The organism is Pseudomonas sp. A214 (assembly GCF_900156295.1).
Lineage (GTDB): Bacteria > Pseudomonadota > Gammaproteobacteria > Pseudomonadales > Pseudomonadaceae > Aquipseudomonas > Aquipseudomonas rhizophila.
The window spans coordinates 3,495,802-3,522,161 of the sequence record NZ_LT707062.1; the positions used below are offsets into that span (position 1 = coordinate 3,495,802).

Genomic DNA, 26,360 nt, shown 5'->3' on the forward strand with positions numbered 1-26,360 from the left:
TTCAGCGATGAGCGGGCACGCTGTCCGGCCCTGGTGATTCCCCGCAGGCGCCCTGGACGTGTTCATTCCAGTTTATGAAACAGTGGATTGCAGTTCGTGCGTATTCCTCCCCAATCCCTTTGGGAAGAAGATAACCCCACCTGCAATGCACCCTCGGCAAGAGGCGTAGCGCAGTCCCCCTGACCGTAGCGTCTTAACGCAGCCTGCAAGGCTGCGGGCGCGAGGAGTAGCTGATGGACGAAGCCGCGAAACCACAATCCTCACCCTGGCATGAAGGCGAACTGACCTTGCAACGCTCGGTCGGTGCGGTCGACATGATGACCAGCGTCGGCCAGCGACAATTGGCGCGCAACTGGATGCCGGACCAGCACCGGGAGTTCTACGCACAGTTGCCTTTCGTGGTATTGGGCGCCGTGGATCGGCAAGGTGACGTGTGGGCGACCTTGCGCACCGGCAAACCCGGTTTCATGAGCTCACCTGATCCGCAAACCTTGCAGATCAATCTCAAGCCACAACCCAGCGATCCGGCCCAGGAGGGCATGGGCGAGGGGGCTGCCATCGGCATGCTGGGTATCGAGTTGCACACCCGTCGGCGCAATCGCATGAACGGCAACATTCGCCGTTTGCTCGATCACGGGCTGGAGATTTCCGTCAGCCAGGCCTATGGCAATTGCCCTCGCTATATCAACCTGCGCCAATATTCCTTTGTCCGCGAACAGGCCGGTGACGTTCGGCACCTGGTGGCAACGGACCCATTGGCTCGACGCCTGATCACGGCGGCTGATTCGTTTTACATCGCCACCTATGTGGAGCGCGACGGCGAACGGCAGGTCGATGCGTCCCACCGCGGCGGCAAGCCAGGTTTTGTGCGCATGGACGAGGACGGCACGCTGACCATCCCGGACTTCTCTGGAAACCTGTTCTTCAACACCCTGGGCAACATCCTGCTCAATCCCCGCGCAGGCCTGATCTTCGTCGATTTCAAGACCGGCGATCTTCTGCAAATGACCGGTTCCGCCCAAGTATTGCTGGACGATCCCGAAATTGCCGCGTTCCAGGGCGCCGAGCGGCTGCTGCGCTTCAAGCCGCAGCGCGTGGTTTACCGCCAGGCCGCGATCCCGTTGCGCTGGAAGGACCAGAGCGCGGGTGACTCGCCCAATTCATTGATGACTGGCAGTTGGGAGCAGGCCGCCGAGCGCTTGCAGGCCGAAGCCCTGCGGACCCAATGGCGCCCATTGCGCGTGGTTCGTGTGGTGGATGAGAGCCACAACATTCGCTCCTTCTACCTGCAAGCAGCCGACGGAGCGGGCGTGCCCCGGTTTGACGCTGGCCAGCACTTGCCCGTGCGGATTTCGCTGGAGGGGCAGAAAACACCCTCGATTCGTACCTACAGCGTGTCCAGCGCACCGTCGGATGATTTCCTGCGCATTAGCGTCAAGCGCGAGGGCTTGGTCTCCTCGCATCTGCATGACCGGATTGAGGTGGCGCAGCAGATCGAGGCGCGAGCGCCCCAAGGGCATTTCACCGTTCAGGCCGCTGAGCGGCGGCCCTTGGTGCTGCTGGCGGCGGGCGTGGGTGTGACGCCGCTGTTGTCGATGTTGCGCGAGGTGGTTTATCAGGGCCTGCGCATGAGTCGGATGCGTCCGGTCTGGTTGGTGCAAAGCGCGCGCACGGTTGCCGACCTGGCATTTCGCGAGGAAATCAATGAGCTGGTCAAGCGTGCCGCAGGCAAGGTAAAGGTACTGCGCCTGGTCAGCCAGCCGCCTACGGAAGGTGTGGGGCAAGGCTACGACGCGACGGGCAGGATCGATGTGGAACTGCTCAAGCAACTGCTGGCGCTCGATGACTACGACTACTACCTGTGCGGGCCCGGCAGCTTCACCCAGTCGCTGTATGACGGGTTGCGCAAATTGCGCATTCCAGACGATCGCATTCATGCCGAAACCTTCGGCCCATCCACACTGGTACGCGACGCCGAAGTCAGCGTGCCAGCGGCCCCGCAAGTGCCTGCATCGAGCGAGTCGGTGAAGATCCTGTTCGCCAGCTCCGGCAAGGAGGCCCGTTGGGAGCCGGGCAGCGGGACCCTGCTGGAACTTGCCGAGGCCCGGGGCCTGAGCCCTGAGTTCAGCTGCCGCGGCGGTTCGTGCGGCACCTGTAAAACCCGGCTAAGCCAGGGGCAGGTGCATTATCTGAACAGTCCGGCCGAGCCGGTTGTCGAAGATGAGGTACTGATCTGTTGCGCAGTACCGGCACAGGGGAGTGAGACCGTGGTTCTGGACGTTTGAGCAGGTGCTACACCCTCGCCAAAAGAGCAGCTTTTTGATCGTTCCCACGCTCTGCGTGGGAATGCATCCCGTGACGCTCTGCGTCACCTTCCAGAAGCGGAACGCGGAGCGTCCCTGGCGACATTCCCACGCAGGAGCGTGGGAACGATCGAATCTCTGGCTCCAATCGCCCAGCCCAGCGCCCTTGCCACAGGCTATATCGTACGTCGCACTTTTCCTGGTGCTTGCCCATAAATCTCCTTGAACTTCTTGCTGAACGCCGCCTGGGATTGGTAACCGACCTGCACGGCAATATCGCTCAAGCCCAAATGTGAATGGCTCAGAAGACTGAACGCCAACTCCATGCGTATTTGCGTCAACAACACCCAAGGCGATACCCCGGCCACGCGAACGAACGTTCGCATGAAGTTCGCGCGGGACATGTTCGCGAGGTCCGCCAGGCCTTGAATCGTCCACTCGTAGGCCGGATTTGCGAGCATCGCCTGCCAGGCTCGGCCCAGACGTTTATCGCCCAACAGCGCCAGCGAGCCGCTGTCCTGGCCGTGATTTGCCAGATGCGCACGCAGAATAAGCGTGAACAATGCCTGGGAAAGCGCATCGAGCAGAAAACGGGCACCGACCTTGGCCTCATCGGCTTCCGCACGAATGACTTCCACCAGCGCGGGTAGCGGACCGTTGGCCGGCAACGCGCCGCTGGGGATGACCAGGTATTCGGGCAGGGAGGCAAACAGCAGTGAGGCCCGATTGAAGTGAAAGTCGCCACACAGCATGTCCAGTTCGGCACTGGCGTTGCCAATACGATGGACCGGCAGCGCGCCACCTGTGACGAGTTTCGGTGAAGTTGGCGCCACTGTTTTCCCAGGGCTGTGCATCAGGTGTCGCGCACCACGGGGCAGAAGCAGGATGTCACCTGCGCGCATGGGCAAACGCTGCCCATCGGGAAACTCCACCCGGCACTCTCCCGCCAACACGATGTGATAGGGCGCTCTGCCCAGGGCTTGCTGTTCATGATCCAGAGCCCAGTCACCCTGGAACTGACAGCGTAGATCCAGACTGCCGCGCACATTGGCCAGGCTGATGAGTCGATCGATCGCATTCATTTGAGAGCATCGCCAAAAAAACTGAGCGGATTGAACAAAATCGACCCGCGCCGGAGTGAAAAACTGAGGGCGTCGAAACAGTACACCCAACCCACTCAGGAGTTAATGCCATGTTCAATAACTGGTCTGAAATGTTGCCCACCATTCAAAAAGCCTTTGGCGCGCTGGGCAAGAGCAACCCGAAAATGGTCAAGGCCTACATGGCCCTTGGGGAGGCCGCCAGCGAAAACGACGTACTCGATGCCAAGACCCGCGAGCTGATTTCGATTGCCGTCGCGGTGACCACCCGCTGCGATGGCTGTATCGCCGCGCACACGGACTCGGCGATCAAGGCTGGGGCGAGCCGCGAGGAAGTGGCCGCCGCCCTGGCAACCGCGATCTCGCTGAATGCAGGCGCCGCGTACATCTACTCGCTGCGTTCGCTTGAAGCCTATGACACGTTGAAAAACCGCGCGTGACGCCACGCAACGTCAGGCCCCGGCACTGCAAAGTACCGGGGCTTTTGCCCGTTTTATGGAAAACAGCCAGTTGATTGTGCTAAACCTTCTGATCGTTCGATGCCGGCTTGCTGGCAGTCAACTGTCCTGACAACCGCTTAAGGGAATGATCATGAGCCTGCACGGCGATTACGATCCGCAGAACATCTTCGCGCTAATCCTTCGTGGCGACGCGCCGTGCTACAAGATTTACGAAGACGCCGATGTACTGGCTTTTCTGGATATCTTTCCTCAATCGCGCGGCCACGTCCTGGTGATTCCCAAAGCGTCCCAGGCCCGGAATATTCTTGATGTCGAGCCTGCGGCCCTCGGCGCGATGATGTCTGCCGTGCAGCGGCTCACACGGGTCATCGTGGACGAGCTGAAGCCCGATGGTGTGCAAATCGCGCAGTTCAACGGGGCTCCGGCCGGGCAGACGGTCTACCACATTCATGTACACATCGTCCCTCGCTGGGAGGGCGAGGAGGCGGGCATACATGGGCGGGGCAAGGCCGACCCCGAGGAGCTCAAAGTGCTGCAGGCACGTCTGGTCGAGCGCATCCGTGCAGGGGGCTAGCGCTGGCCCGATCCTGACGTAGGTAGCGAGTCAGTACACGGTTTTCTTGAAAGGGCGGGTGACCACGCCCGTGTAAAACGCCAGGATCGCGAGGCCTTGCACCACGACAGCGGCAATCACGATAGCGACGATGGCCTGGCTCGGTTCGGCAAAGACTGAACGGACTAGGCCGAAGAATGCTGGAGCGAAGGCATAGGTGGCTTGACTGATTGCGACCATCAGCGCAATCACCCTGGCGGTCTGTTCGCGGCTGAACTCAGTCTGGGCGATCAACGGCGGCAATGAAGTGGCGTTGCCGATTCCCGAACCGATCAACACCACCGCCACCCAGGCGACCGCCGGATGGATATCCAGGCCCAGGAGCATCAGTGTTCCAAGCATCTGAATCCCATAACCCAGGCAGGCCAGTTGACGGCGGTTGACGCCTTGGGTCATCAGGCGTGCGGCCACGTAACGCCCGCCCATGGCGCTGGCGGTGGCCAGGCCCATGGCGAATGAGGCGTCATGGGCGCCCATGCGTCCCGCCAGAATCGAATACAGGTGGGCGATCAAGCCTATTTGGGCGAACAACCCCAGGGACATGCCCGCTGCCAAGGAACGGAAACTGGCCGATTTGAGGGTTTGCGCCGCAGTCCAGGGTGTGGCGCTCGTGCCAGTCGCTATCGGTTCTGGTTGGTCGGCATTGTCCGGATGTTGGCCGAGGCTTTGAGGGCTTTTATTGAACACCAGAAAGGCGAAGCAGCCGAGCAGCACCACGGCTGCGAGGCTGATCACCAGCGCCGCCGTGGCAAAGCCAAAACGCTCGATCAGCAACACCCACAACGGCGAGAAAATCACCCCACCCATGCTGGCGCCGTTGTAAGCCTTGCCCAAGGCTTTGGGCCGCTCCTTGATATACCAGGGCGCGATCAGGGTGTTAACGGCAGCGGCGCCTAATGTCACCCAACCGATGCCCGAGCAGATGGCCCCGGCATACAGCACCCATAATTGGCTGGCCTGAGCCCAGATATTCACCCCGACCCCCAGCACCACGCTGCCCAGCAGGGTAATGGCCGGTACACCGAAGCGCGCGTAGAGCCTTGGTAGGTTGGCGATGACCAGCGTGCCGCTGAGAAAGTGCAGCGTAACGGCCGCCGACACCTGTGCCACCGGCCAGCCGGTGCGATCCATCACGGCCTGCATATAGATCGGCGGCCCATAGAAACCGACCCCCCATCCGATCATTGCCAGGATGAATGTGCAGGTCAGTACGGTCTTTCCAAAAAAGCGGGTGGGTTTCATTGCCATCTCCTCCATGTGGGCTCACAGGTTATGCACCTGAGGCATCGCTCACTTCGAGGAGGGTCAAACTATGGATGTCGCTGCTGCCAGTACTTTTTATCCCACACCCGATGCCAGGTTCAGCGCACGCGCGTGCGGCTCTGCTCCGCCAGGTCCAGCGCTTTTTGCATGTCCAGCCGCGCCGAACGCCCCACGTCCTTGTCGTTAAGCTGATAGCTGCGCTCCGACGGCAGGATAGGGGCGGTGAGGTCCTCGCCATCCATCCGTTCGAAGTCATGGTTTTCACCGATGGTCATGGCGCTGCGCCGTAGCAGCATGCGTAGTTGCTCGGGCTGAAGTTGCGGGTTGATGGACAGCATTGCCGCCAGCAAGCCCGCGACCATGGGCGTGGCATAGGATGTGCCGCAATGCACTGCGCCGTTTTCGCCGGCGCTGGTGGTCGAGGCGTGGGCGCAAGCGGCGGCGGTGATGTCCACGCGCATGTCGATATTCGAGGAGCTGCGCTTGACCGCATAGGCCGGATCGTCGACGGCAACCCCGGCGCGCTCGTTGCGCTGGTGCCCGCCGACCACCAGCAGTTGTTCGGTGATGAACGAAGAGGGCAGGCGGTATTCATCGGTGCCCGAGAACGAAGACCCATTGCCGGCGGAGTTCACCACCACCACGTCGGGATGCTCCTTGCGCAGCCACAGGAAAAACTCTTCCAGCAGTTCCTCGTAACCGCTCATGGCGATGCCTGAGCGCAACAGCGAGTCGACTTCATCGCCTTTGACGTTTTTCGCGCCAACGCGGTGAATGCCCCAGCTCCAGTTGAGCACCCGCACGCCGTCCTCCACAAGGTTGACCGAGGCGGCGATGTTGGCGGTGATCCCGGCATCGGAGTTGCGCTCGACAATGACTTCGAAACCACCGCTGGCTCTGTCCAGCCCCCGGAGAAAACCGGTGTTTCCACCGTCATCCCAGCGCGCGGCGAGAATGCCGGCGACGGTGGTGCCGTGGTTGTCTGGCGTACTCGCATCGCGCGCATAGACGCAGGTGCGCGGCATCGAGCAGCCGCCGAGGTAGTCGGCGAAATCGGCGGTGTCGAAATCCACGTTACGTTCGATCAGGCCAATGCGCACCGGTTGCGGCGGGGTGGGCGGTTGCCGCGCAGGAATGCGCCGCTGGTAGTAGTTCACCGCGTCGAGAAAACGGTTGGCGGCCCATTCATCGGAGTCCAGGGCCGGCTTCTTCGGCTCTTCGGGGTGAGCGCTGGTTTGCTCGGCCTCTTCTGCCGCCGACTCCTCGATCACCACGGCATCGACACTGGTCTCGCTGCCCATCCGTAGCACCAGCGCGTCGCGCTGCACCAGATCCTTGGCAGGTAGCCGAAGCTGATACAGGTTCAGGGGAGCAATACTGCCGACGACCTTGGCGCCGTATTTTTGGGCAAGACGCTCAGCTTCCTGGCGCCCATCGTGATTCTCCTCGATCAACAGGCTCACCAGATCGACGTAGGTGCTCAAGCCGTCCATGTTCTTCGCCACTTCGTCCGGCCCGGCGGCCAATACGTGTCTGTTGCGCAGGCTCAGCCAGGCTGCATTGCTGACGCGCTGCCCGTCTTCCAGCCAAATAGGGCCGCTCTGATAGGCGGCGCTGTCCAGGCGCACGCGCAGGTCTTGCCCTTCGCGCTGGACAATGAGCGCGGGTAGCGTTTTTTCACCGAGTTTCAGTTGTGGCGTTTGAGTATCCAAGCCGTGCACCGTCAGGCACCAGTCCTGATGCTGGCTTTGCAGCAGGTCACCACAGCGGTCCAGGCGTTCCAGGCGCAGCGGTTCTTGTGCGGCGGCCGCCGTGCTGGCGGCCAACGTGAGCAACGTAGCGAGGACAGCAGATCGTAAGGACATGAGTCAGGTTTCTTTGCCGAGGGGCCTGGTGTTCCGACTGCCCCGTGGCCTGTTTCGTTCAGCGCGAACAGCAACGGTGACTGACTCACAGCATCCGGGGGAAAAACCGTTTCATCTGATCTGTTCGCCGAGGATTTCACCCTGAATTCTTGCCGCATCGCGTGCTGGGGGCAGTCCGAATACTCGTGCGTAATCTCGACTGAACTGTGTAGCGCTTTCGTAACCGACCTCCAATGCCGCGCTGGTAACGCTTTTGGCATGGGCGACCAGGAGTGTCCGAGCCTGAAGCAAACGCACTCTTTTTTGGTACTGCAGAGGGCTCAGCGCGGTCACGGCTTTGAAGTGACGGTGAAAGGCCGAAACGCTCATCGCAGCGCGTTGTGCCAGCGCTTCCACGCGAATGGACTCGGCAAATTCCCGGCGAATGTACTGGATCGCGAGGCTGACCCGAGCCATGGCGCTATCGGGTGCTGCGATATCACGCAGCATCCAGCCGTGAGGGCCTTGTAACACCCGGTAGAGGATCTCTCGTTCGTAAACTGGGGCAAGGGCCGCAATGTCTTCAGGCCGGTTCATCAACCGCAGCATGCGGACCCAGGCATCCATCAACTCGGGCGTGACTGAGGCTACCGAAAAGCCCGCATCCTTTTCGTATTGGCCGACAGGCTTTGGCAGGTCGGCGAGCAAAGTTGCCAGGACCGTCGGGTCGAGTGTCAGGCTGACCGCCAGGTAAGGTTCGCCGGACGCAGCGGGATGGACTTGGCCGACCGCTGGCAATTCGATGGACATGACGAAATAGGTCGCAGGGTCATAGTCCAGCGTACGGTCGCCGATGGTCATTGACTTACTGCCTTGCAGAATCAGATTGATCATCGGTTCGTAAACGGCGGCCAGCAAATGCGCCGGGATTTCACCCTGGACCATGGCCAGGCGCGGTATGCCCGTTTCCGTGCGGCGGTTCTCGGCCCGAGCAGCCAGGGCGCGCAGTTCATTGAGTGGGTTGGTCATGGGGCCATCTGAACGCAGGCGGATGCGTCCACGCAAGCAAAAAGTAGAAACAGGCAGGATTCGAGCAGGAACGGCTGCGCTCGCTACCAAGGCGATGGTTACTGTGGTGACTCAACTCAGTGACAGTGGCGCAGCGAATGAGCGTGATCGCCATGCTGCTGTCCGAAGAAGGACGCTGGATCAATGCTCAGACGATCGAAGTCGCGGGCGGCTACAACATCTGAATAGCGAGGCTAGCGCATGCTTGATCATATTTTTATCTCAGTCAGCGACATTGAGCGTTCCATCCGTTTCTACACCGCGACACTGACCCCGCTGGGCATTACCGCGCGACTTGATTACGACGGCAAGGACGGACTGCCAGGCCACCCGGATCTCAAGGGCTTCGGCGCCAATGGGCGGATGTTCTTCTGGTTGCGCGAGGGCGTGGTCGAGGGTAGAGCCGTTCATGTTGGTTTCGTGGCGAGCAGCAAGGCCGAGGTCAACGCGGCGTATGCGGAGGCCATGGCCAGTGGCGACCGCGACAACGGCGCCCCCGGCGCACGTCTGCATTACGACCCCGATTACTACGCAGCCAATGTCCTTGACCCGGATGGCTACAGCCTCGAATTCGTCTACAAGAACTGGCAGCACAATCAATGAAAAAATTAATGATCTACGGCGCGACGGGCTACACCGGGCGCATGGCTGCCGAGCATGCCAAAGCGTTGGGGCTGGAATTTGTCATCGCCGGACGCAATGGCGAAAGGTTGCAGGCTCTGGCTGCTCAACTGAACGTCACGTACCGAGTGTTCAGCCCGGATATACACGCAGCACAATCCCTGGAAGGCATCAGCGTGCTGCTGAACTTCGCCGGGCCTTTTGCACAGACAGCGCACGCCCTGATGCAGACCTGCATCAAGGCTGGGGTCGACTACCTGGACATCACCGCCGAGATCAACGTCTATCGGCAGGCCGAACAGCTTGGCACACAGGCCGCCCAAGCGGGTGTCATGTTGCTGCCCGGCGTCGGCTGGGACGTGGTGCCGACAGACTGTCTGGCCATGCATGTCGCTCGCCGTGTACAGAATCCGCAGTCGCTGGAGGTGGCGCTGCAGGTCGCAGGTTCCATGTCCCGGGGATCGGCTTTGAGCGTCAGCGAGATTATCGGCGCAGGGCTCTTGGCGCGGGTGGACGGATTGCTGGTTGCAACCCCCGACGCGCAGCCCCGGCATTTCGATTTTGGCGATGGCCCGGCACTGTGCGCACCGCTGTCCTTCGGTGATCTGATCACCGGGTGGCATTCCACCGCAGTCCCGAATATCGCCATGTTCGTGAATATCACCGGTGATGCCTTTCCCGAAGGCGACCTGTCACAACTTCCCGACGGCCCAAGCGCTGCGCAACGTGAGGCCAACCGCGCCCGCGCCGTGGCAGAAGTCACAGGAGCTGACGGCACGGTGGCGTGTTCAATGATCGAGACGGTCAACGGCTATACCTACACCCCCCAGGCGGCCGTGGAGGCTGCGCGGCGGGTGCTGGACGGTGAGCGGCGGGCAGGCTTTGAAACCCCGGGCCGGATGTTCGGTGTCGGTTTCGCCGAGACGATTGCAGGGACGACAATCACTGATTTATAGGGCGCTATAGCGCTCCACACGATCACCCTACGGCCTGCTTGCGATATCCCTTCGCCAGGTCCCGAGCCAGCACGACGAAATTGCGCAATGCGGGCGATTCGTTGTCCTGGCGGCAGACCAGCGTCAGCGGTGCGACAAGGCGGGGGCGGGCGCCCAGGATGCGACGGTAGACGACACTTTCCCGGTGAATGTCGCGCATCGAGGCCGGCACGACCGAGACACCCTCACCAGCCGCAACCAGGCTGACATTGGTCAGCATTCTTTCCACTTCGAAAGCGACTCGCGGTTCGAAGCCGACCGCCTCGCAGGCGCGCAACAGATTGGCGTACATTCCCGGCGCGCCGGGCCGACGAACCAGGATAAAGGGCTCGTCACGTATGGCCCGCAGCTCTACGGCATCGGGGTGCTCGGCCAATGCGGGGTGGCCCACCGGCAACACCATCAATAATTCCTCCACCAGCAGGCGATGGAACTCGATCCCGTCTGGTCGGCTGACCGGCGCACGAAGGATGCTCACGTCCAACTGGCCGGCGCTGGCACGTTCGGTCAAGCGACCGGCGTTGCCTTCGGCGAGCGTGATTGCCACCGCCGGGTACTGTTCGCGAAAGGCACGGATGATGCGCGGGATCAGCGGGTGTGCCGCGGCTGACGAGGTGAAACCAATTGCTAATGTACCTTCCACGCCCTTGGCCACCCTTGCAGCCCGACGCGAACCGTCCTGCACGCGGGCCAGGATGGCTTTGGCCTCCTCCAGAAACACTGCGCCACCGGTGGTCAGGTCAGCGCCCTTGGGATGGCGTTTGAACAATTCGAATCCGAGTTCGGTTTCCAGCGCGCGGATCTGTTGGCTCAGCGGGGGTTGTTGCATGTTCAGGCGCGCGGCGGCGCGGGTGAAATGCCCTTCTTCGGCGACCATGACGAAATAGCGGAGATGGCGAAGTTCCATATAAACGGGAGTCCTGGTGGGGCGGGAGCAGACCGGTGGCGCAACTGCGGCTCTTGATCGGTTAGGATACGGGGCACTGAAGCGACTAAAACAACAATATTGCGCGACGGCCCATGATTTTAGCCAAGCTATACCGCAACGATACCCTGCTGATCCTGATCGCGATTGCCCTGGGCATATCGCTTGGTGTCGTGCAGCCGCAATGGGCGACGCGGATGAAGCCGCTGAGCGATGTTTTTCTCGGCGTGATCGGCCATGCGGTACCCCTGGTAATGTTCGTGCTGGTGTCTTCTGCGGTGGCGGGCTTCGGCGAACGCGGGCAAAAGACGCGGTGTGCCAGCCGCGTGCTGGCTTACTTCCTGCTGATGACCGTGCTGTCGCTGATCACCGGGGCGGCACTGGCGATATTGCTCGCGCCTGGCGTCGGCGGTGAGTCGCTCCCGGCTTCCATCGCGCGGCCGATCAGCGATCTGCCCTCGGCGGTGATGACCAGTCTGGCTCAGATAATGGCTCATACCGTCATTCTTCCCGTGTTGTTGGCTGCATTGGTGTTCGGCCTGGGGCTTGGCTATGCCGGTGATGCGGGCGAGCCGCTGCGGCGCAGGCTGGATGCGCTGGTCGGCTGGCTGCTGTGGGCGTTGCGCAAGGTGCTCAGATTCGCGCCGCTGGCCGCCTTCGGGGCGATGGCCTTCACGGTGGGGCGCTATGGGCCAGCATCCGCCTGGTCGCTGCTCAAGTTCGTGGGCACTGTCTACTGCGCCTGTTTGTTGTTTGTCACCCTGGTGCTGGGCCTGACGGCGCGGTGCACCGGCCTGGGGTTATGGCGTCTCATCGTCTATATCAAGGCCGAACTTTGTCTGGTGGCCTTTACCGGCGCTTCGGTGGCGGCGGTGCCAGGGCTGATCGAAAAGCTCGAGCGGGCCGGATGCGATCAGCGGGTGGTGCGGCTGGTGCTCAGCACTGGCTACACCTTCAATCTCACCGGCTCGAATATCTACCTGACCTGTGCCCTGGTGTTTCTCGCCCAGGCCGCTGGGGTAGTGCTGGATGGACCGCTTCTGGTAATGCTGTTGTTGGTGACGCTTGTGACCTCGATGGGCTCGACCAGCGCGGCTGGCTCTGCCTTTTTGACGCTTGCCGCCACGGTGGCCGGCCTGAATCTGGTGCCGCTGGAAAACCTCGGGCTCCTGCTCGGTGTCGAGCGATTGATGAAATGCCGATCACTGACCAATGTGATCGGCAACAGCCTGGCGTGTGTGGTGATCTCGGCCTGGAGTGGTGCGCTTGACCGCTTGGCCCTGCGCGAGGCGCTGATGCCTGGGAAGGCGACGCTTCCCGACGCTGTGGCCGGGAAGCGCTAGGGCTCAGTTTTTCAGCAGTGCGCCAAAGGCATTGCCCAGACTGGTCTCAGCCTTCGCCAGCCGCTCACGACGACCATTGGCCCAGTGCTGATCACCGGCCAGCGCGTCGTTCGCTTCCTTGAGCATGCGCTTGACCTCGGCTGGTTGCGGGCCGCCCGTACCGACGCGGGTCTTGACCATGTTCTGTGGCGATAGGGTAGCCCGCAAAGCCGACTCGCTCAGCGGCAGTGTATGGGTCTTCCAGTTGTACTTCTGCGCCGCTTTGGTGAACAGTTGCTGCGCCTCGGCGTAGGGGAAGTTGGCTGGCACGAAACCTTCCTTGCGCGCATGGCCTACCACCAGCGAGGCGAAACTGTGACCGATACGGAAGGGCACCTTGTGCTCGCGCTCCAGGGTGTCGGCCAGCTCCATCGAGGTTGTCCATTCGCCCTCCAGCTCCTCCAGCGCACGCTGCGGATTGATCACCAGCGCATCCAGGACCTGGCGCGTGCGGACGAACATCTGCTGCGCATTATCGAACAGCCCGAGTGCGTCGAAGGCGAACTTGTAGTCGGTCATGCCGGTGGTCACGTTGTGCGCACGCAGAGTGACGGTCTGGGCAAGACCGACCACATCAGTGGCCGATTCCCGCGCGCGCATGATCAGGCCCGGGTTGCGCTTCTGCGGCATGGCGCTGCTGGTGTAGGTGGCGCCTTCCTCAAGCAACAGCCAGGGCCGAATCTGATGATATTGCGTATGGATGTCGCCCAGCATCGCGCCGATACGAATCGCCGAGGATGAGGCAATCCCGGCCGCCTCAATAGGAATGTCATAGGTCGAGACCTGTCCGGCATCCAGCGAGTTTTCCCGGACGCCATCGAAACCGAGCAATTCGGCCAGGCGTTCACGGTTGAGTGGCCAGCCGGAATTGGCCAGCACCGCCGTGCCCATAGGGCTGAGATTCAGACGCTCATACAGCTCGCGTATACGCTGGGCGTCGCGCTCGAACGCGGCCTCATAAGCCAGCAGGTAATGGGCGTAGGTGATCGGCTGCGCCTGCACGCCATTGGTGTAGGCGGGGATCAGCGTATCGACATTGTCCTTCGCCAGCTTCAGCAGTTGCGCGCGAGTGTCATTCATTGCGTCGGTGTAATCCAGCAGTTGGCTGCGCAAGGTCGCGAGACGGTAGGTGGCGTACATGTCCTGGCGACTGCGGCCGGAGTGAATCAGCGAGGCCTGCGGGCCGATCTTGTCGATCATGATGCGCTCGATCTGTAGCACGTCGCTGGGCTTCTTGCCGTCGGGTTTGCCGGCCTGATCAATCACGTACTGAACGCCGCGGGCGATCTCTTGCCCTTGTTGGCGGCTGACGATGTCTTCTTCAGTCAGCATGACGATGGACGCCTTGTTGATCCGGTTGACCCAGGTGAACTGGTTGTCGTGCTTGCTGTGCTTGGCACCAGCACGATCGACCGTCGCGCCAATCTTCGCCGCCTCGGCCGCGCATTCGGCTGTGGTGCGGCAGGGCAGGTCGGCAGTGTCTGCCGCCTGTGCGCTCAGCTGGGTGGTGGCCAGGGCGCACGCCACGGCCAGGCAAAGCAGTGTTTTTCGCAAAGTCATGATCAATATCCTGTTCAGCAAAACCGTTGCCCGCTCGGGCAACGGTGCGGTGTGGGCGGGCGTTAGAGCAGCGACAATGTGTAGCTGAGGATGAAGCGGGTCTGATCGATGTCATTGCCCGTGCTTCGGTAGGTGCCGTTGCGCAGCTTCACGCCGAAGTTCTTCAGCGCGCCTTGCTGGAACACGTAGCCGATATCGGTATTGCGTTCCCACTCACGGCCGTCACGTCCGCCAGGGCCGTCGAAATCGTCGCCCCGCACATAGCGGGTCATGAAGCTCAACCCAGGCATGCCCACGGCCGCGAAGTCGTAGTCGTAGCGCAACTGCCAGGACTTCTCGCCGGGGCTGGCGAAGTCCGGCGAGATCATCACGTAGTTCACCAGATACGAATTGGTGCCATTGATATGCGGAAAACCCGTCTCGCCACTCATCTTCTGGTACGCCGCCCCGAACGCGTGACCGCCAAGCTCATAGGTGAACTTGGCGCCAAAGGCATCGTTGTCGACGTTGGTGTTTCCGGCCTCGGTGGAACGGGCGAAGCGCAGATCGCTCTTGAACGCCTGGTCCTCGCCCAGCGCCAGCACGTGCGCCAGGTTGAAGATGTGCTGCTTGTAGTTCTGATCCAGATGGCCGTAGTGATAGCCCGTGGTCAGTTTGGGCGTCCAACGATAACTGGCGCTGGCGAAATCGAACCGGTCACTGGCCTGACCGCCGCTGATGCCCTTGCCGGCCACCAGCATGTCCTCATTAGCGGGGGAGTTGCGCAGGCTGTTCTGGGTCAGGCGCCCCGCGTTCAGCGTCAGCCCGCTGATTTCCCGCGAGGTCAGCATCCCGCCGCGAAAAGTCTGCGGCAGCAGGCGCGAGTCGTTGGGCAGCACGGTCGGCAGCTTCGGCACCAACGTGCCGGCGTACAGCGTGCTTTTCGAATAACGCGCCTTGGCTGTCACGCCCAGCTGGCTGTACTCATCCGGTGCCTTGTCATCGCCGACCGGCAACAGGCCAGAGTTCTGCCGGTCCGGCCCCGAGTCGAGCTTTACCCCCAGCAGGCCAATCGCATCGATACCGAACCCCACCGGCCCTTCGGTGAATCCGGACTCGTAGTTCAATAGAAAGCCCTGCGCCCATTCTTCGCGTTTCGACTGGTTGGCGTCTTCCTGTCGGTAATCGGCGTTGAAGTAGAAATTGCGCAGTTCCAGCGATGCCTTGCTGTCCGCAAGAAAGTCGGCCATGACCACGCCCGGCAAACTCGCGCCCAGCGTAGCGGTCGCAATTGCCGCGGCGAGCGGCTTCGATGACCTGTGCATTGATGTCTCCTGATTATTTTTATTGGAGGTAGACGCCGCAGATAGAAGGCCACGCAGCGTCCGGGCGAATGCTAGTCACCGGTGCGAGGGAATTGAAAATATATGTTATGTACTGAGTTCAGATGTTTTGCGTATGGGTGGGGCGAGTTAGGGTTTTTTGCGGACTACTTACCGTGCTCAATGTTCATGTGTCGTTGGGGTTTGGGAAGCCAAGGACTGGCTTGCGAAGTCGCACCGCTGGACGTGCCAGCGATCGGGGGCGCCGGTCCTGATTGACGCTGGGCAGCTAACGTCCGCTAGGGTTGAAAGCCTTCGTTTCTATCGTCGACTCACGTCGCACTTGAGTCCGAGACACGTGCAGTTCGCACAAATAACGCGTGCACCTTCTCCCAGAAATTCCCCCCGAGTACAAAAAAGCTGCCAATCAGCATGACGTCACCCAGCAATTGGGCCTGCCAGAGGTTCGGTCTGAGACCTGGCCAGAAGGCATCGACGTAAGGCTCGAGGAATGAGGAGATCAACGGCAAGCAGAACATCACGATGCCGATTCGATGACGAACCGGGCCAACTTCGTCCTTCATGGAAGGCACAAGCCCGGACACGTAACCGACCAAGCTGCCCTTCAACTGCTGGAAGCCGGCCTTGCCCATGACGGCGATGACGAGAATCAGCAGGACTTTGTTGCTGATAAACAGGACCCCAGTCAGCGCTGCGATCTTTGATCCAGGCACATCGAGCGCCGCCGCGACTGGCACCATCAGCCAGGAGCCTAGCATCAGACAAATGATGGCTATACCCAGTTTGAAGCGCCATTTAGCGGTATGGGGGGAGTTCATGGCTGCCGTACCTTTTTGACGGGTCTTATCAAATATAACGATGCTGAAAAGCTTAGCAGTCTGCGGGCGATCAGGGCGTCTATGCTCCTGTAATCTTCCTTGACTGGAAAAAACGCATGCATCTGACGCGATCGGGCCAACTGCTAGTGTTTGGAGTGCTCGGCTTGAGCGGCTGCGTGCGCCTGGGGCCAGACTTTCAGTCACCGAGGGAGGCGTGGCCAGGACACTGGACTACTCCTGCCCTTGAGCAAGTCAGCCAACGCAGCCGGGCCCCGGACTTTCGTCAATGGTGGCAAGTTTTCGGCGATCCGGTTCTCAATCGTCTGATTGCCGAGGCGGATGCCAACAATTCAGACCTTAAAGTTGCCGGTCTGCGGGTGATTGAGGCGCGGGCCCAGTTGGGTATTGCCCAAAGCGGGCGTTACCCCCAACTGCAGCAAGCCAGCGCCGACAGTCTGTACTTCAACCGTCAGCAATCCGGCGGAAGTAGTCCGCAAAACAGTCATTTCTGGCAATACAGTGCGGGGTTCGACATTGGTTGGGAACTGGACTTCTGGGGGCGCTTCAGTCGCGCCATTGAATCATCCGATGCCAGTTACTTCGCCGCCCAGGCCAATTTCGAAGACGGGCTGGTTCTGCTGCGCGCCCAACTGGCCAGTACTTACTTTTCGCTGCGTACCACCGAAGCACGTTTGCGCGTGGCCAAGGAAAACGCCAAACAGCAAAAGCGTAACTTCGAGATAACCGAGAAGCTGTTCAAGAGCGGCCAGAATGCAGAGCTCGACCTGCAACAAGCCAGAACCCAATACCTGGGCACCCTCAGTACCATCCCCAACTTCGAGGATCAGGTTCTTCGTACCCGTAATTCGTTGGCGGTACTGATTGGACGGCCGCCCGGCGCTCTGCCGCAACTGGTCGAAAATGAAGGATGGATTCCGCTGGTGGACCGTACCGTGCTGCAGGATGTACCGGCCAACCTGCTGCTGCGCAGGCCCGACGTGCGTGCCGCAGAACTCAATGTCGCGGCCCAGTCGGCCCTGATCGGCGTGGCCGAAACCGATTTCTATCCGTCGCTGACCTTGCTGGGCAGCATCGTTTGGACGACTGATACGCTCAATGGCACCCCCAGGAGTCTGGACCTGATCGGTGGCCCGAGTCTGCGCTGGAATCTGTTCGACCATGGCCAGATCAGTAATAACGTGCGCGTGCAGGATGCGCGGTTGCAGCAACTGATCGAAGGGTACCGCGAAAAGGTGCGCCAAGCGGCACGCGAGGCAGATGACGCAGCCAATGGACTGATCAAGTCCTTGGAGCGCGAAGCAATCCTGCGTGAGGCCGAAGTCGCCGCCAAGCGATCACTGGTGCTGGCCAACGCCCTGTATCGGGAAGGGTACTCGGACTTCCAGCGGGTGCTCGACTCGCAACGCGCACTGCTGGAGCAACAGGACAATTACCTGGTCAGCCGAAGCAATGCCGTCAGCAATGTGATTGCCCTATACAAAGCGTTGGGCGGCGGTTGGTACAGCGTCCAACCGAAAGTCGCCCCGGCCACCCGCCAGCAAATGGAAGGGCGCACGGACTGGGGCAACTTGCTGGATGAGCCTTCAGCAGCGGAACCGAAAAAGGTCAACAATCATGAGTGAAGCCGCGCAGTCTTCCACCGATGCCTCTTCCCCCGAGGCGCCAGAACCGCCAGTTGAATCCGGCTCAAAAGGCATCAAGTGGGTACTGATCTTGATCACACTGAGTCTGGTCTGGTACTTGTTGGCGGACCGCTTCACGCCTTATACGCAACAGGCTCGAGTCGGTGCTTTTGTGATACCGGTGGCTGCGGAAGTGGCTGGTCGAGTCATCCGCGTCAACGTGCGTAACAATCAGGACGTCAAGGCGGGAGACGTGCTGTTCGAAGTGGATCCTCAGCCATATCAGATTGCCGTCGACCGTGCGCATGCAGATCTTGAGTCCACCCGTCGACAGATCGGTGCCAGCACCGCTGGCATAGCCGCGGCACAAGCCAATTTGCGAGCGGCCCAGGCGAATGAACTCAAGGCGCGGCAGGACAACCAGCGGCTCGAGGGTTTGTACCGCGAAGACCCAGGCACCATTTCCGTACGCTTGCTCGAAGTATCGCGCGCCAACTACCAACAAGCGCTCAGCCAGGTCGCCGCCGCCCGTGCCGAGGTCCAGCGCGCGCGCGAGCAAGAAGGTGGCAGTGCGGAAAACAACGCTTTGCTGCGCAGCGCCGCCACCGCGTTGTCGAAAGCTGAACTCGACCTGGCTAATACACAGATTCGCGCACGTTCGGCAGGTTTGATCACCGATCTACGCACCGACGCGGGGCAGTTCGCAGCCATCGGCAGCCCAGTCATGACCCTGATCGCCATCCATGATGTGTGGATCAGCGCAGACATGACCGAAAACAACCTCGGTCTGGTCAAGCCCCAGACACCGGTGGCGATCGTCCTGGATGCATTGCCAGGCGAAGTGTTCGACGGGCGTGTACGCAGTGTCGGCTACGGCGTCAGCGTGGGGCCGACGACAGCGCCCGGTACATTGCCAACTGTGCAGAACAGCCGGGACTGGCTTCGTCCGGCACAGCGTTTTCCGGTGATCATCGAATTTTCCGAGGATTCAATGGCCAGGCTGCGTGACACTCGCGCGATACGTGCCGGTGGCCAAGCCGAGGTCATGGCATTCCCCTCTCAAGGCAACCCGCTGAATCCACTGGGCCGCATATTTCTGAGGCTGATGAGTTGGCTGTCTTATGTCTACTAAGCGGACGCCGAGGACTCAGCGGGCGTTGCGCCTGGCTACAGGCACCGCGCTGTGCCTTGCGGTCAGCTTCGGCGTAGCCTTGCCGATTCCCTTTATCGCGCCCGTGCTTGCGGTACTTTTGATCGCCACCCTCAATCGTCCGTTGCAACTCAAGGCCGGACTGACACTGGCCCTGGTCGCGATGTTGACCACCGGTGTCGGCCTATTGCTTATCCCAATCCTGCGCTACTACCCGTTCAGCGGCGTTCTCCTGGTCGGCGTGAGCCTGTTCCTGGTTTTTCGATTGGGTCTGCGTGGCGGCAATAACCTGATCGTCACGTTTCTGGTGATTGGCCTGACCATGATCTCCTCAGCTGGCTTCGTCGATTTTGACTTGGCGATGATGATCATCGGTGCATTGGTTAAAGGCTTGATCCTCGCTGTCATCGTGCTGGCGATAAGTCATTGGCTGTTTCCCGAGTCAGCCAATACTCCGTCACCACCTGCGGCCCCGGCCTTGCGGGCGGAAGACGTCGACAGGGTTGCGCTACGGGCAGCGCTGATTGTATTGCCGGCGTTTCTGGTGGCCCTGATTGATCCGGCCACTTACCTGCCCATTGTCTTGAAAGCGGTCAGCCTGGGTCAGCAGAGTTCGACAACGACGTCGCGCAATGCCGCTCGAGAATTGATTGGCTCGACCTTGTTGGGAGGCCTACTGGCGGTATTGTTCTGGTGTGCACTGAGCCTCTTTGTACATCTATGGATGTTCTTCCTTTGGATGCTGCTGTTCGGCCTCGTGCTGGCGCGCAAGCTATATGGGCTAAGCCCTACACGGTTAAGCCCAGGGTTCTGGCTCAACAGCCTGATCACCCTGATTATTCTGCTGGGCCAGTCGGTTCAAGACAGCATTGCAGGCAAGGACGTCTACACGGCGTTTGCCGTACGCATGGGACTGTTCATTCTCGTGACGCTGTACGCCTGCCTGATGGTTCATATTCTGGATCAGCGACAACCAAGACGAGCTCAAGAATTAATCTGATGGATAGACCGCTTCATGGGCAATCCTTGCGATGAAATCCTCAGAAATCATGGCAAGGGGTGGCAAAAGCGTTTACTCACTTTGGGGCGATGCAGACTGCCGGTCGTGAAAGTCCACTATCGACTCATACTGTTTTAAACCGCAGGTCTTGAACTGCTCGGCGGTGTTTTCACACAGCCTGGACCCCTTGCTGCCGGTTGTGACAGGCAGCAAGGGGCCAATCTCTCTCGTGCGCTGCGTCGGCAGCCGTGGCAGCACATCTATGAGATAGGCATACGGATCATGCCCATGCATGCGTGCTTAGATATCCAGGCAAATTTTGCCGAAATGCTGGTTGGTTTCCTGATACTTGAACGCTTCGACAATCTCGCTCATAGGGAAATGACGATCAATAATCGGGCGCATGCCATTAGCATTGATGGCTCGGATCATGTCCTGCTGCTGGCTGCGGCTACCCACCAATACACCCTGCAGACGCACTTGCTTGATCAGTGCCGGTACAAAATTCATTGCACCGCTTACGCCACTCAATATGCCGATGACGGAGATGTGACCAGCAACCCGAATGGCACTCATCGATTGCTCAAGCGTCGCAGGGCCGCCGACTTCGATGATGTGGTCAACACCACGGCCACCCGTTAGCGCGCGTGCAGTTTCGCCCCAGTTGAGGTCTTTGCGGTAATTGATCACATGATCAGCGCCTAGCGCTTTCAGACGTTCAAGTTTTTCGTCGCTTGAAGAGGTCGCAATAACGGTAGCGCCGGCCATTTTAGCGAACTGCAGGGCGAAAATTGAAACGCCACCAGTGCCTTGGACGAGCACGGTGTCGCCCGGCTTGAGTGAGTCATCGGCCATCAGGGCGCGCCATGCAGTCAGGCCAGCGGTGGTAAGCGTCGACGCTTCAGCATGGCTGTAGCCAATAGGCGCGAGGGTGAACGATGTGGCGTTGGCCGTTACTTGCTCACGAGCGTAGCCGTCAATGCCATCACCTGGCACGCTGACAAAGCCTTCAACCAGTGGCGTACCGTTGATCCATTCCGGGAAGAAGGTGCTGACGACCGAGTCACCTACCTTGAATTCAGTGACATCTGGGCCGACAGCAATGACTTCACCTGCACCATCGGCCATGGGGATGCGTTTTTCGCTAGGGCCCCACATACCGCTGACCACCGCGAAGTCGTGGTAGTTGAGCGAGTTTGCATGAAGACGTACGGTGATTTCGCCACGCGCTGCGGCTCGGACTTCGCTGCTGCCAACCACAACCTTTTCATAGCCGCCACCGGGTTCAACGAAGATAGTTTTGCTGCTCATAGGGGTTCCCTCATGTTTTCTCATTACGCGAAATAACGAAATGAATGTTTAAAAATTACAATTCGATGATCAGCCTAGCCGCAAAGTCATTAATCGCCTGCTCATTGCGCCGGTAGTAAGTCCATTTTCCGATGCGGGTGGTCAGCACGAAGCCTGCACGTTGCAAGATAGCTAAATGTGCAGACGCAGTAGAAGGTGAAAGCCCCGCCTTGTGCTGCAAATGGGTGACGCACACGCCTATCGCAGGATCGCCATGATCCTGAGGGGGGAAATTACTGAGTGGGTCTTTGAGCCACTCCATCATTTGCATGCGAGTGTCATTGCCCAGGGCTTTGAGCTGTTCGAGTATCATGGGCGGCAATGTTACGCTTTTTTACGAAATGTTCAATAAGTCATCTATGGCCCAGCGCAAAGGGTTGAAATCAAAAAACGCATCCAGCCGAATCGACCCCGCTCCGGTAGACATCCCCGGTCTATGCCTGAACGACTGCTTCTGGCCGCAAGCCGCCTCTCGCAATCAACGGTTCTCGCTGTTTTTCACTCGCAGTTTGAGCAGAGTGACAGTGAGACGAAATGAAACAAACCCGAGATAAGATACCGGGTTTGTTTTATTAGCAGGATGCTCACCTGCTATCGCGGATCCACGTTTTCCAGCACCCGGTTCGCCAGCATCGCACTCAGTTCGATCAGTTGCTGAATGCCGAGGGCAGCGTGACGTCGTGAACCATCCAGCTCGAAGCCAGGTCGCTAACCATTGCATCGGCTGAGGCCAGGGTCTCGCTAAGCAACGAACCATGCTCCGAGGAACGCGTACATTTTCGTGGCGAAAGCTTGACCACGCTCGGAGACGCTGCGGTCGTAAGCCGGATGACCTCCGTTCAGAAATGGCCTGTCGACTGACTAGGCCTGGACAGTTACGCTGACGTTTTTCACCGGCACGGATGAACTTATGCCAGAGGTTTACCAAGGAAGCTGCCTGTGCGCAGCCGTCAGTTATGAACTGCTCGCCCCACCGAAAGCAGTGAGTCATTGTTATTGCAGTCAGTGTCGCAAAAGTCACGGAGCAGCGTTTGCTTCCTACGGCAGCGTTCCGCGTAACGCGCTTCGAATACTCAGTGGCGCCACCAGCATCAAAACCTATGCATCTTCACGGACGGTATTACGAGAGTTCTGCGTGCAGTGCGGTTCGACGCTGTTCTGGTCACGTTCTCAAGGGGAGTTTGCCAGCTGGGTTTCGGTAGCACTGGGTACCCTCGATACGCCTTTTCTGCCCCAAAAGCAGAAACACGTTCATTTCGATAGCGCAGCTCCTTGGTACACACTGTCGCAGGAACGCTTGGGCAGCCAGTAAAGTCATCAATATCGATATGTCTCACGCTGAGCAAAGGTGAGAGGGTTGCCGCTTTTGCTTGGCCGGGATATGCCAAGCGCTCCGATTCAACTTTGGGTTTCTACGATCCTGAGCCAAGGCCAGCGAGCCTGATAACTTTTCGCCTTCTGATCGAACAGATCTGGCTTGGGATTCTTTGGGTTGATGCGAAGGAGTCCTTGCTCAGTGTCGGCTAGGCCGTTGGGGGCATAAACTTCGCCGGTTTCTATATCCAAACCAATGCAGGTACCCGAAACCAGGTAGCGATCAACTCCGTCTTTAGCCGACTCAAGCTGGGGATAGTCCCATACCGTTAAAGCAACGACGAACAAAAGGGGCGGCGCTGCCAGAGGGCATGAAACAGTGGGCGGCTGCGTTGATGAGTTTGAAGTTCGATAGGGGTAAGAAATGGCGAATCAACCCGACCCCGAGTCATGCATGTTGCGCCATGAGGTGCAGGGGGAAGCCTCAACAGGGGAAACCTATGGGCCAGGAAATGAGCCGGGTAATCAGGAGTCCGGGATGCTGATGCTGTTATCCGAGTTACTGAGAAGGCGAATACGACCGTAGTACCTGAGAAACCATGGAACAACGGGCCTAGTCCTGTGAAGATGGTTTTTCATCCTGAAGGGTGCCCACCAGGGGCACCGTTTCAGTTCTATCGCAAGACGCCAGACTCAAGCCAAGTCTTCAGGCTGCATGGTCAAAATGATTTTCCCGACGCTCTTGCAAGATTCCATCCGGCGATGTGCATCGGCGGCACGTGATAACGGGAACGTGCTGTCAACGACAGGCTCGAGGCTTGCAGCGCCATCGAAGCGATCAAGCCAATGCTCACGGAAGCGCCTGATCATGTCGTGCTTCTCCGGCTGCGTGCGGGACTTCATGACCGTGCCAATGATTTGCAAGTGACGGTAGAGGATATGCTCCAGCTCTATAGTTACTTTGCCGCCACCGCCGAGGATGCCAACCTGAATCAGGCGGCCGCCATGCGCAAGGGACGCGACGTTGCGTGCGAAGTAGGGCTCGCCGACGAAGTCGATGATGATATCGACGCCTCGACCGTTGGTTTTATCGGCAATGACTTCGGCGAAGTCCTGTGTCTTGTAGTCAATCGCGACATCTGCCCCCAAGTGTTCGACGCGAGACAACTTGCTGCCTTCAGTTGTCGCATACACCGTGGCGCCTGTGGCGTAAGCCAGCTGCACGGCGGCAGACCCAACGCCTCCAGCAGCAGCGTGAATCAGCACCGAGTCGCTGGCCTTGAGCCGAGCCAGATGCATCATCGCTTCATGGGCGGTGACGAAGACCTCCGGAATTGCTGCCGCGTGCACATAGTCCAGTTGGGCAGGGATGTGCATGGCCATGCGGTAGTCGATTCGAGCCAGTTCGGCATAGGCGCCGCCTCCAACAACGCCCATCACTCGATCACCCACCTCAAATCCGATCACCTCACTGCCTGCCTCGATCACCTCTCCGGCGATCTCCAGCCCGATGATCAGGGAGTCACCGAAATTAGGATGGCCATAGCCACCCGTTCGATGAGTCAGATCCGCACGGTTTACCCCCGCGGCATAGACACGCACTAGCAGGTCGGTAGGACGCACTTCAGGAGTGGCAACCTCTGCGAGTTCCAGAACGTCTGCGGCACCAAATTCTCTGATGTTGATGGCTTTCATGCTTGGTTGTTCTCTGATTCGGTAAACGTGGCGTTGGCGATAGCAGACGCGGTAATGGCGCCAGGGAATCCCACGTAGAAAGCCAGGTGCGTGATCGCCGCTGCAATTTCGTCATGGTTAACGCCATTACCCACCGCCCGGCGTAAATGAGCGGGCAATTCTTCCGAGTGGCCCCCGGCGATCAATGCGGCCACGGTGATCAGGCTGCGGTCGCGGGGGGACAATGCCGGATCGCTCCAGATCTGCGGATAAAGCGTTGAGTCGACGAACTGCGACAGCTTGGGAGTGAATGCGCGCGCCGCCTCGCGGGGACTGCTGAAATTGATCTTGGACATGGGAATTACCCTTAAACCTGGCTGATGAATTTGTGGGTCAGATAGTGCTCGATGCCTTCAATGCCGCCTTCCGAGCCATGACCGCTTTCTTTCATGCCGCCGAACGGAAGCTCGGTGGCGACGATGCGGTATTGGTTGATCCCGATCATTCCGGCCTCCAATCCGTCAGCGACGTCAATCGCGGTTCGCGCACTGGATGTGAATGCGTACGCTGAGAGCCCGTAGGGCAGGCGGTTCGCTTCTTTCAGTCCATCCGCCAATTCATCGAACGGCATCAGCACTGCGATCGGGCCAAAGGGTTCTTCGTGCATGACTCGGGCGTTCAGCGGCACATCCGCCAGAACGGTGGGCTGGAAGAAGAAGCCTTCACGTGACAAGGCTTCGCCCCCGATCAATACCCGAGCACCTTTCTCGACGGCATCGGCCACCAGTTCTTCCATCTTTGCCAATTGCCTTGGGTTGGCCAAAGGGCCCACTTGAGTGTCTGGATGCAGGCCATCACCGATTCTCAGGGCTTTGGTTGCAGCGACAAAATGATCGACAAAAGCTTGATAGGCACCGCGCTGGATCAGAAAACGAGTGGATGAAATGCACACCTGTCCGGTCCCGCGAAACCGATTCGCGACACCTTCGGTTGCAGCCTTTTCAATATCTGCATCTGCGAATACGAGCACGGGGCCGTGCCCACCCAACTCAAGGGTGATGGGCTTAACGCCTTCGGCAGCTCGGGCAGATAGCAGGCGACCGATGGGCATTGAGCCGGTAAAGGTGACTTTGCGAATGATCGGTGAGGCGATCAGATGGCTGGACACTTGATCCGGTACGCCGAAGACCACCTGCAGCACCCCTTTGGGCAAGCCTGCGTCGTCGAGCGCACGAGCCAGGGCCAGCGCTGTGGAAGGACTTTCTTCACCTGGCTTGAGGATAACGCTGCACCCGGCGGCCAAGGCTGCCGAGAGCTTGCGGGCTGGAGTAATGGCCGGGAAGTTCCAGGGTGTGAACGCTGCCACTGGGCCGATGGCCTGGCGTTTGACCAGTTGCAGTACGCCAGGACGGTTGGCCGGTACCACGCGGCCATCAATACGCCGGGCACTCTCGGCGAACCACTCGAAGTATTCCGCCGCACGTATCACTTCATCCATGCTTTCACCCAGCGGCTTGCCTTCTTCCAGTGTCATTTGCGCGGCGATGTGCGGTGCTCGTTCAATGATCAGGTCGGCGGCCCGCTTGAGGATTTTTGCGCGTTTGTCAGGTACGGTCTGGCGCCATTGCTCGAAGCTCAGTCGAGCCACCTCAAGGGCGTTATCAAGGTCACCTGCGGTGGCGAGGGGGACGCGCCCGATCATCCGTCCGGTTGCCGGGTTAACGACAGCAGCAGTGTCGCGCCCTTGGTCACTGATCCATTCACCACCGATGAAAAGATAAAGCGGGTCGTAGGGAGTGTTCATGATGTGGCCTTCATTTGGTTGTCAGGGTTTGGTATGACGCTCGGCGCCTGAGTGGCTTTGCCGCAGGCCTGTTGAGGCGGCCTGTGCAACCAAGTCTATGGAAGGCGACACCGTTGATTTAGTCGGCCCAGAGGGAATCATTGTTGTCAG

The 26,360-nt window shown here is 59.7% G+C and carries 24 protein-coding genes and 3 pseudogenes; 11 read left to right on the top strand and 16 right to left on the bottom strand.

Going from position 1 to position 26,360, the window contains the following annotated elements; translation table 11 throughout:
- Positions 1-233 precede the first annotated feature (233 nt).
- Complete coding sequence (locus BW979_RS15685; protein ID WP_076384350.1) at positions 234-2,285, top strand: 2Fe-2S iron-sulfur cluster-binding protein; 2,052 nt, start codon at positions 234-236, stop codon at positions 2,283-2,285.
- Positions 2,286-2,479: 194 nt separating this feature from the next.
- Here the strand turns inward: BW979_RS15685 and BW979_RS15690 are convergent, their stop codons facing one another.
- Positions 2,480-3,385 (bottom strand): AraC family transcriptional regulator, encoded by a 906-nt coding sequence (locus tag BW979_RS15690; RefSeq protein ID WP_076384352.1) that lies wholly within the window; start codon positions 3,383-3,385, stop codon positions 2,480-2,482.
- Between the two features lie 110 nt (positions 3,386-3,495).
- Between BW979_RS15690 and BW979_RS15695 the strand changes: the two genes are divergently transcribed.
- The gene (locus BW979_RS15695; RefSeq protein WP_047225688.1) at positions 3,496-3,843 is read left to right on the top strand and encodes a carboxymuconolactone decarboxylase family protein; all 348 of its coding nucleotides are present in this window, start codon (positions 3,496-3,498) and stop codon (positions 3,841-3,843) included.
- A gap of 151 nt (positions 3,844-3,994) precedes the next feature.
- Positions 3,995-4,438 (top strand): HIT family protein, encoded by a 444-nt coding sequence (locus BW979_RS15700; protein WP_076384354.1) that lies wholly within the window; start codon positions 3,995-3,997, stop codon positions 4,436-4,438.
- Positions 4,439-4,468: 30 nt separating this feature from the next.
- Here the strand turns inward: BW979_RS15700 and BW979_RS15705 are convergent, their stop codons facing one another.
- From BW979_RS15705 to BW979_RS15715, 3 genes are all read right to left on the bottom strand, one after another.
- Entirely contained in the window at positions 4,469-5,719 is a 1,251-nt protein-coding gene (locus BW979_RS15705) for an MFS transporter (RefSeq protein WP_076384356.1), read from the bottom strand.
- Positions 5,720-5,838: 119 nt separating this feature from the next.
- A complete protein-coding gene (locus tag BW979_RS15710; RefSeq protein ID WP_076384358.1) occupies positions 5,839-7,605 on the bottom strand; it encodes a S8/S53 family peptidase in 1,767 nt (588 codons plus the stop codon).
- A 111-nt stretch (positions 7,606-7,716) separates the two neighbouring features.
- Positions 7,717-8,613: an AraC family transcriptional regulator gene (locus BW979_RS15715; RefSeq protein ID WP_172833794.1), complete on the bottom strand. Its 897-nt coding sequence runs from the start codon at positions 8,611-8,613 to the stop codon at positions 7,717-7,719.
- A 143-nt stretch (positions 8,614-8,756) separates the two neighbouring features.
- On the opposite strand from BW979_RS15715, the pseudogene BW979_RS27440 reads away from it, so the two are divergent.
- The 3 genes and pseudogenes from BW979_RS27440 to BW979_RS15725 form a co-directional block, all read left to right on the top strand.
- Positions 8,757-8,837, top strand: a pseudogene (locus tag BW979_RS27440) (3-oxoacyl-ACP reductase); the annotation flags it as partial.
- A 16-nt stretch (positions 8,838-8,853) separates the two neighbouring features.
- A complete protein-coding gene (locus tag BW979_RS15720; RefSeq protein ID WP_076384360.1) occupies positions 8,854-9,255 on the top strand; it encodes a VOC family protein in 402 nt (133 codons plus the stop codon).
- Complete coding sequence (locus BW979_RS15725) at positions 9,252-10,229, top strand: saccharopine dehydrogenase family protein (protein WP_076384362.1); 978 nt, start codon at positions 9,252-9,254, stop codon at positions 10,227-10,229. The genes BW979_RS15720 and BW979_RS15725 overlap by 4 nt, the downstream gene beginning before the upstream one ends.
- Positions 10,230-10,251: 22 nt before the next feature.
- Here the strand turns inward: BW979_RS15725 and BW979_RS15730 are convergent, their stop codons facing one another.
- Positions 10,252-11,175, bottom strand: coding sequence for a LysR substrate-binding domain-containing protein (locus tag BW979_RS15730; RefSeq protein ID WP_047225695.1), 924 nt, complete (start codon positions 11,173-11,175; stop codon positions 10,252-10,254).
- Between the two features lie 113 nt (positions 11,176-11,288).
- Here BW979_RS15730 and BW979_RS15735 point away from each other — a divergent pair, with 113 nt between their 5' ends.
- On the top strand, positions 11,289-12,536 hold the full coding sequence (locus tag BW979_RS15735; RefSeq protein ID WP_171061357.1) for a cation:dicarboxylate symporter family transporter: 1,248 nt from the start codon (positions 11,289-11,291) through the stop codon (positions 12,534-12,536).
- Between the two features lie 3 nt (positions 12,537-12,539).
- Here the strand turns inward: BW979_RS15735 and BW979_RS15740 are convergent, their stop codons facing one another.
- The 3 genes from BW979_RS15740 to BW979_RS15750 all read right to left on the bottom strand — a co-directional run bounded on the left by BW979_RS15740 (position 12,540) and on the right by BW979_RS15750 (position 16,275).
- Positions 12,540-14,135 carry an argininosuccinate lyase gene (locus tag BW979_RS15740; protein WP_047225696.1) on the bottom strand — a complete coding sequence of 532 codons (1,596 nt, stop codon included), beginning with the start codon at positions 14,133-14,135 and terminating at the stop codon, positions 12,540-12,542.
- Positions 14,136-14,197: 62 nt separating this feature from the next.
- Positions 14,198-15,439 carry an OprD family porin gene (locus BW979_RS15745; RefSeq protein WP_076384365.1) on the bottom strand — a complete coding sequence of 414 codons (1,242 nt, stop codon included), beginning with the start codon at positions 15,437-15,439 and terminating at the stop codon, positions 14,198-14,200.
- 329 nt (positions 15,440-15,768) lie between these two features.
- Positions 15,769-16,275, bottom strand: a complete 507-nt coding sequence (locus tag BW979_RS15750) for a transporter suffix domain-containing protein (RefSeq protein ID WP_076384367.1) — start codon at positions 16,273-16,275, stop codon at positions 15,769-15,771.
- A gap of 116 nt (positions 16,276-16,391) precedes the next feature.
- Here BW979_RS15750 and BW979_RS15755 point away from each other — a divergent pair, with 116 nt between their 5' ends.
- From BW979_RS15755 to BW979_RS15765, 3 genes are read left to right on the top strand one after another with little or no spacing between them, the layout of a single operon-like run.
- The gene (locus BW979_RS15755) at positions 16,392-17,918 is read left to right on the top strand and encodes a TolC family protein (RefSeq protein WP_047225699.1); all 1,527 of its coding nucleotides are present in this window, start codon (positions 16,392-16,394) and stop codon (positions 17,916-17,918) included.
- Entirely contained in the window at positions 17,911-19,050 is a 1,140-nt protein-coding gene (locus BW979_RS15760; RefSeq protein WP_047225700.1) for an HlyD family secretion protein, read from the top strand. Before BW979_RS15755 ends, BW979_RS15760 begins: the two co-directional genes overlap by 8 nt.
- On the top strand, positions 19,040-20,068 hold the full coding sequence (locus BW979_RS15765; protein ID WP_076384369.1) for a DUF2955 domain-containing protein: 1,029 nt from the start codon (positions 19,040-19,042) through the stop codon (positions 20,066-20,068). The genes BW979_RS15760 and BW979_RS15765 overlap by 11 nt, the downstream gene beginning before the upstream one ends.
- Before the next feature lie 72 nt (positions 20,069-20,140).
- On the opposite strand, the gene BW979_RS28175 is transcribed toward BW979_RS15765, so the two are convergent.
- The 4 genes and pseudogenes from BW979_RS28175 to BW979_RS28180 form a co-directional block, all read right to left on the bottom strand.
- A complete protein-coding gene (locus BW979_RS28175; RefSeq protein WP_083714403.1) occupies positions 20,141-20,362 on the bottom strand; it encodes a transposase domain-containing protein in 222 nt (73 codons plus the stop codon).
- A 6-nt stretch (positions 20,363-20,368) separates the two neighbouring features.
- Positions 20,369-21,379: a zinc-dependent alcohol dehydrogenase family protein gene (locus BW979_RS15775; protein WP_047225703.1), complete on the bottom strand. Its 1,011-nt coding sequence runs from the start codon at positions 21,377-21,379 to the stop codon at positions 20,369-20,371.
- Positions 21,380-21,434: 55 nt separating this feature from the next.
- A complete protein-coding gene (locus tag BW979_RS15780) occupies positions 21,435-21,731 on the bottom strand; it encodes an ArsR/SmtB family transcription factor (protein WP_047225704.1) in 297 nt (98 codons plus the stop codon).
- A gap of 278 nt (positions 21,732-22,009) precedes the next feature.
- Positions 22,010-22,164, bottom strand: a pseudogene (locus BW979_RS28180) (DUF6124 family protein); the annotation flags it as partial.
- Positions 22,165-22,328: 164 nt separating this feature from the next.
- Between BW979_RS28180 and BW979_RS15790 the strand changes: the two are divergent.
- Complete coding sequence (locus tag BW979_RS15790) at positions 22,329-22,730, top strand: GFA family protein (RefSeq protein ID WP_076384371.1); 402 nt, start codon at positions 22,329-22,331, stop codon at positions 22,728-22,730.
- An 86-nt stretch (positions 22,731-22,816) separates the two neighbouring features.
- Here the strand turns inward: BW979_RS15790 and BW979_RS15795 are convergent.
- The 4 genes and pseudogenes from BW979_RS15795 to BW979_RS15810 form a co-directional block, all read right to left on the bottom strand.
- Positions 22,817-23,053: pseudogene (locus BW979_RS15795) on the bottom strand (nucleotidyltransferase family protein); the annotation flags it as partial.
- A 372-nt stretch (positions 23,054-23,425) separates the two neighbouring features.
- A complete protein-coding gene (locus tag BW979_RS15800; RefSeq protein WP_076384373.1) occupies positions 23,426-24,427 on the bottom strand; it encodes an NAD(P)H-quinone oxidoreductase in 1,002 nt (333 codons plus the stop codon).
- Positions 24,424-24,762 (bottom strand): carboxymuconolactone decarboxylase family protein, encoded by a 339-nt coding sequence (locus BW979_RS15805; protein ID WP_047225708.1) that lies wholly within the window; start codon positions 24,760-24,762, stop codon positions 24,424-24,426. The genes BW979_RS15800 and BW979_RS15805 overlap by 4 nt, the downstream gene beginning before the upstream one ends.
- A gap of 11 nt (positions 24,763-24,773) precedes the next feature.
- Positions 24,774-26,210 (bottom strand): NAD-dependent succinate-semialdehyde dehydrogenase, encoded by a 1,437-nt coding sequence (locus tag BW979_RS15810; protein ID WP_076384375.1) that lies wholly within the window; start codon positions 26,208-26,210, stop codon positions 24,774-24,776.
- Positions 26,211-26,360: the final 150 nt, after the last annotated feature.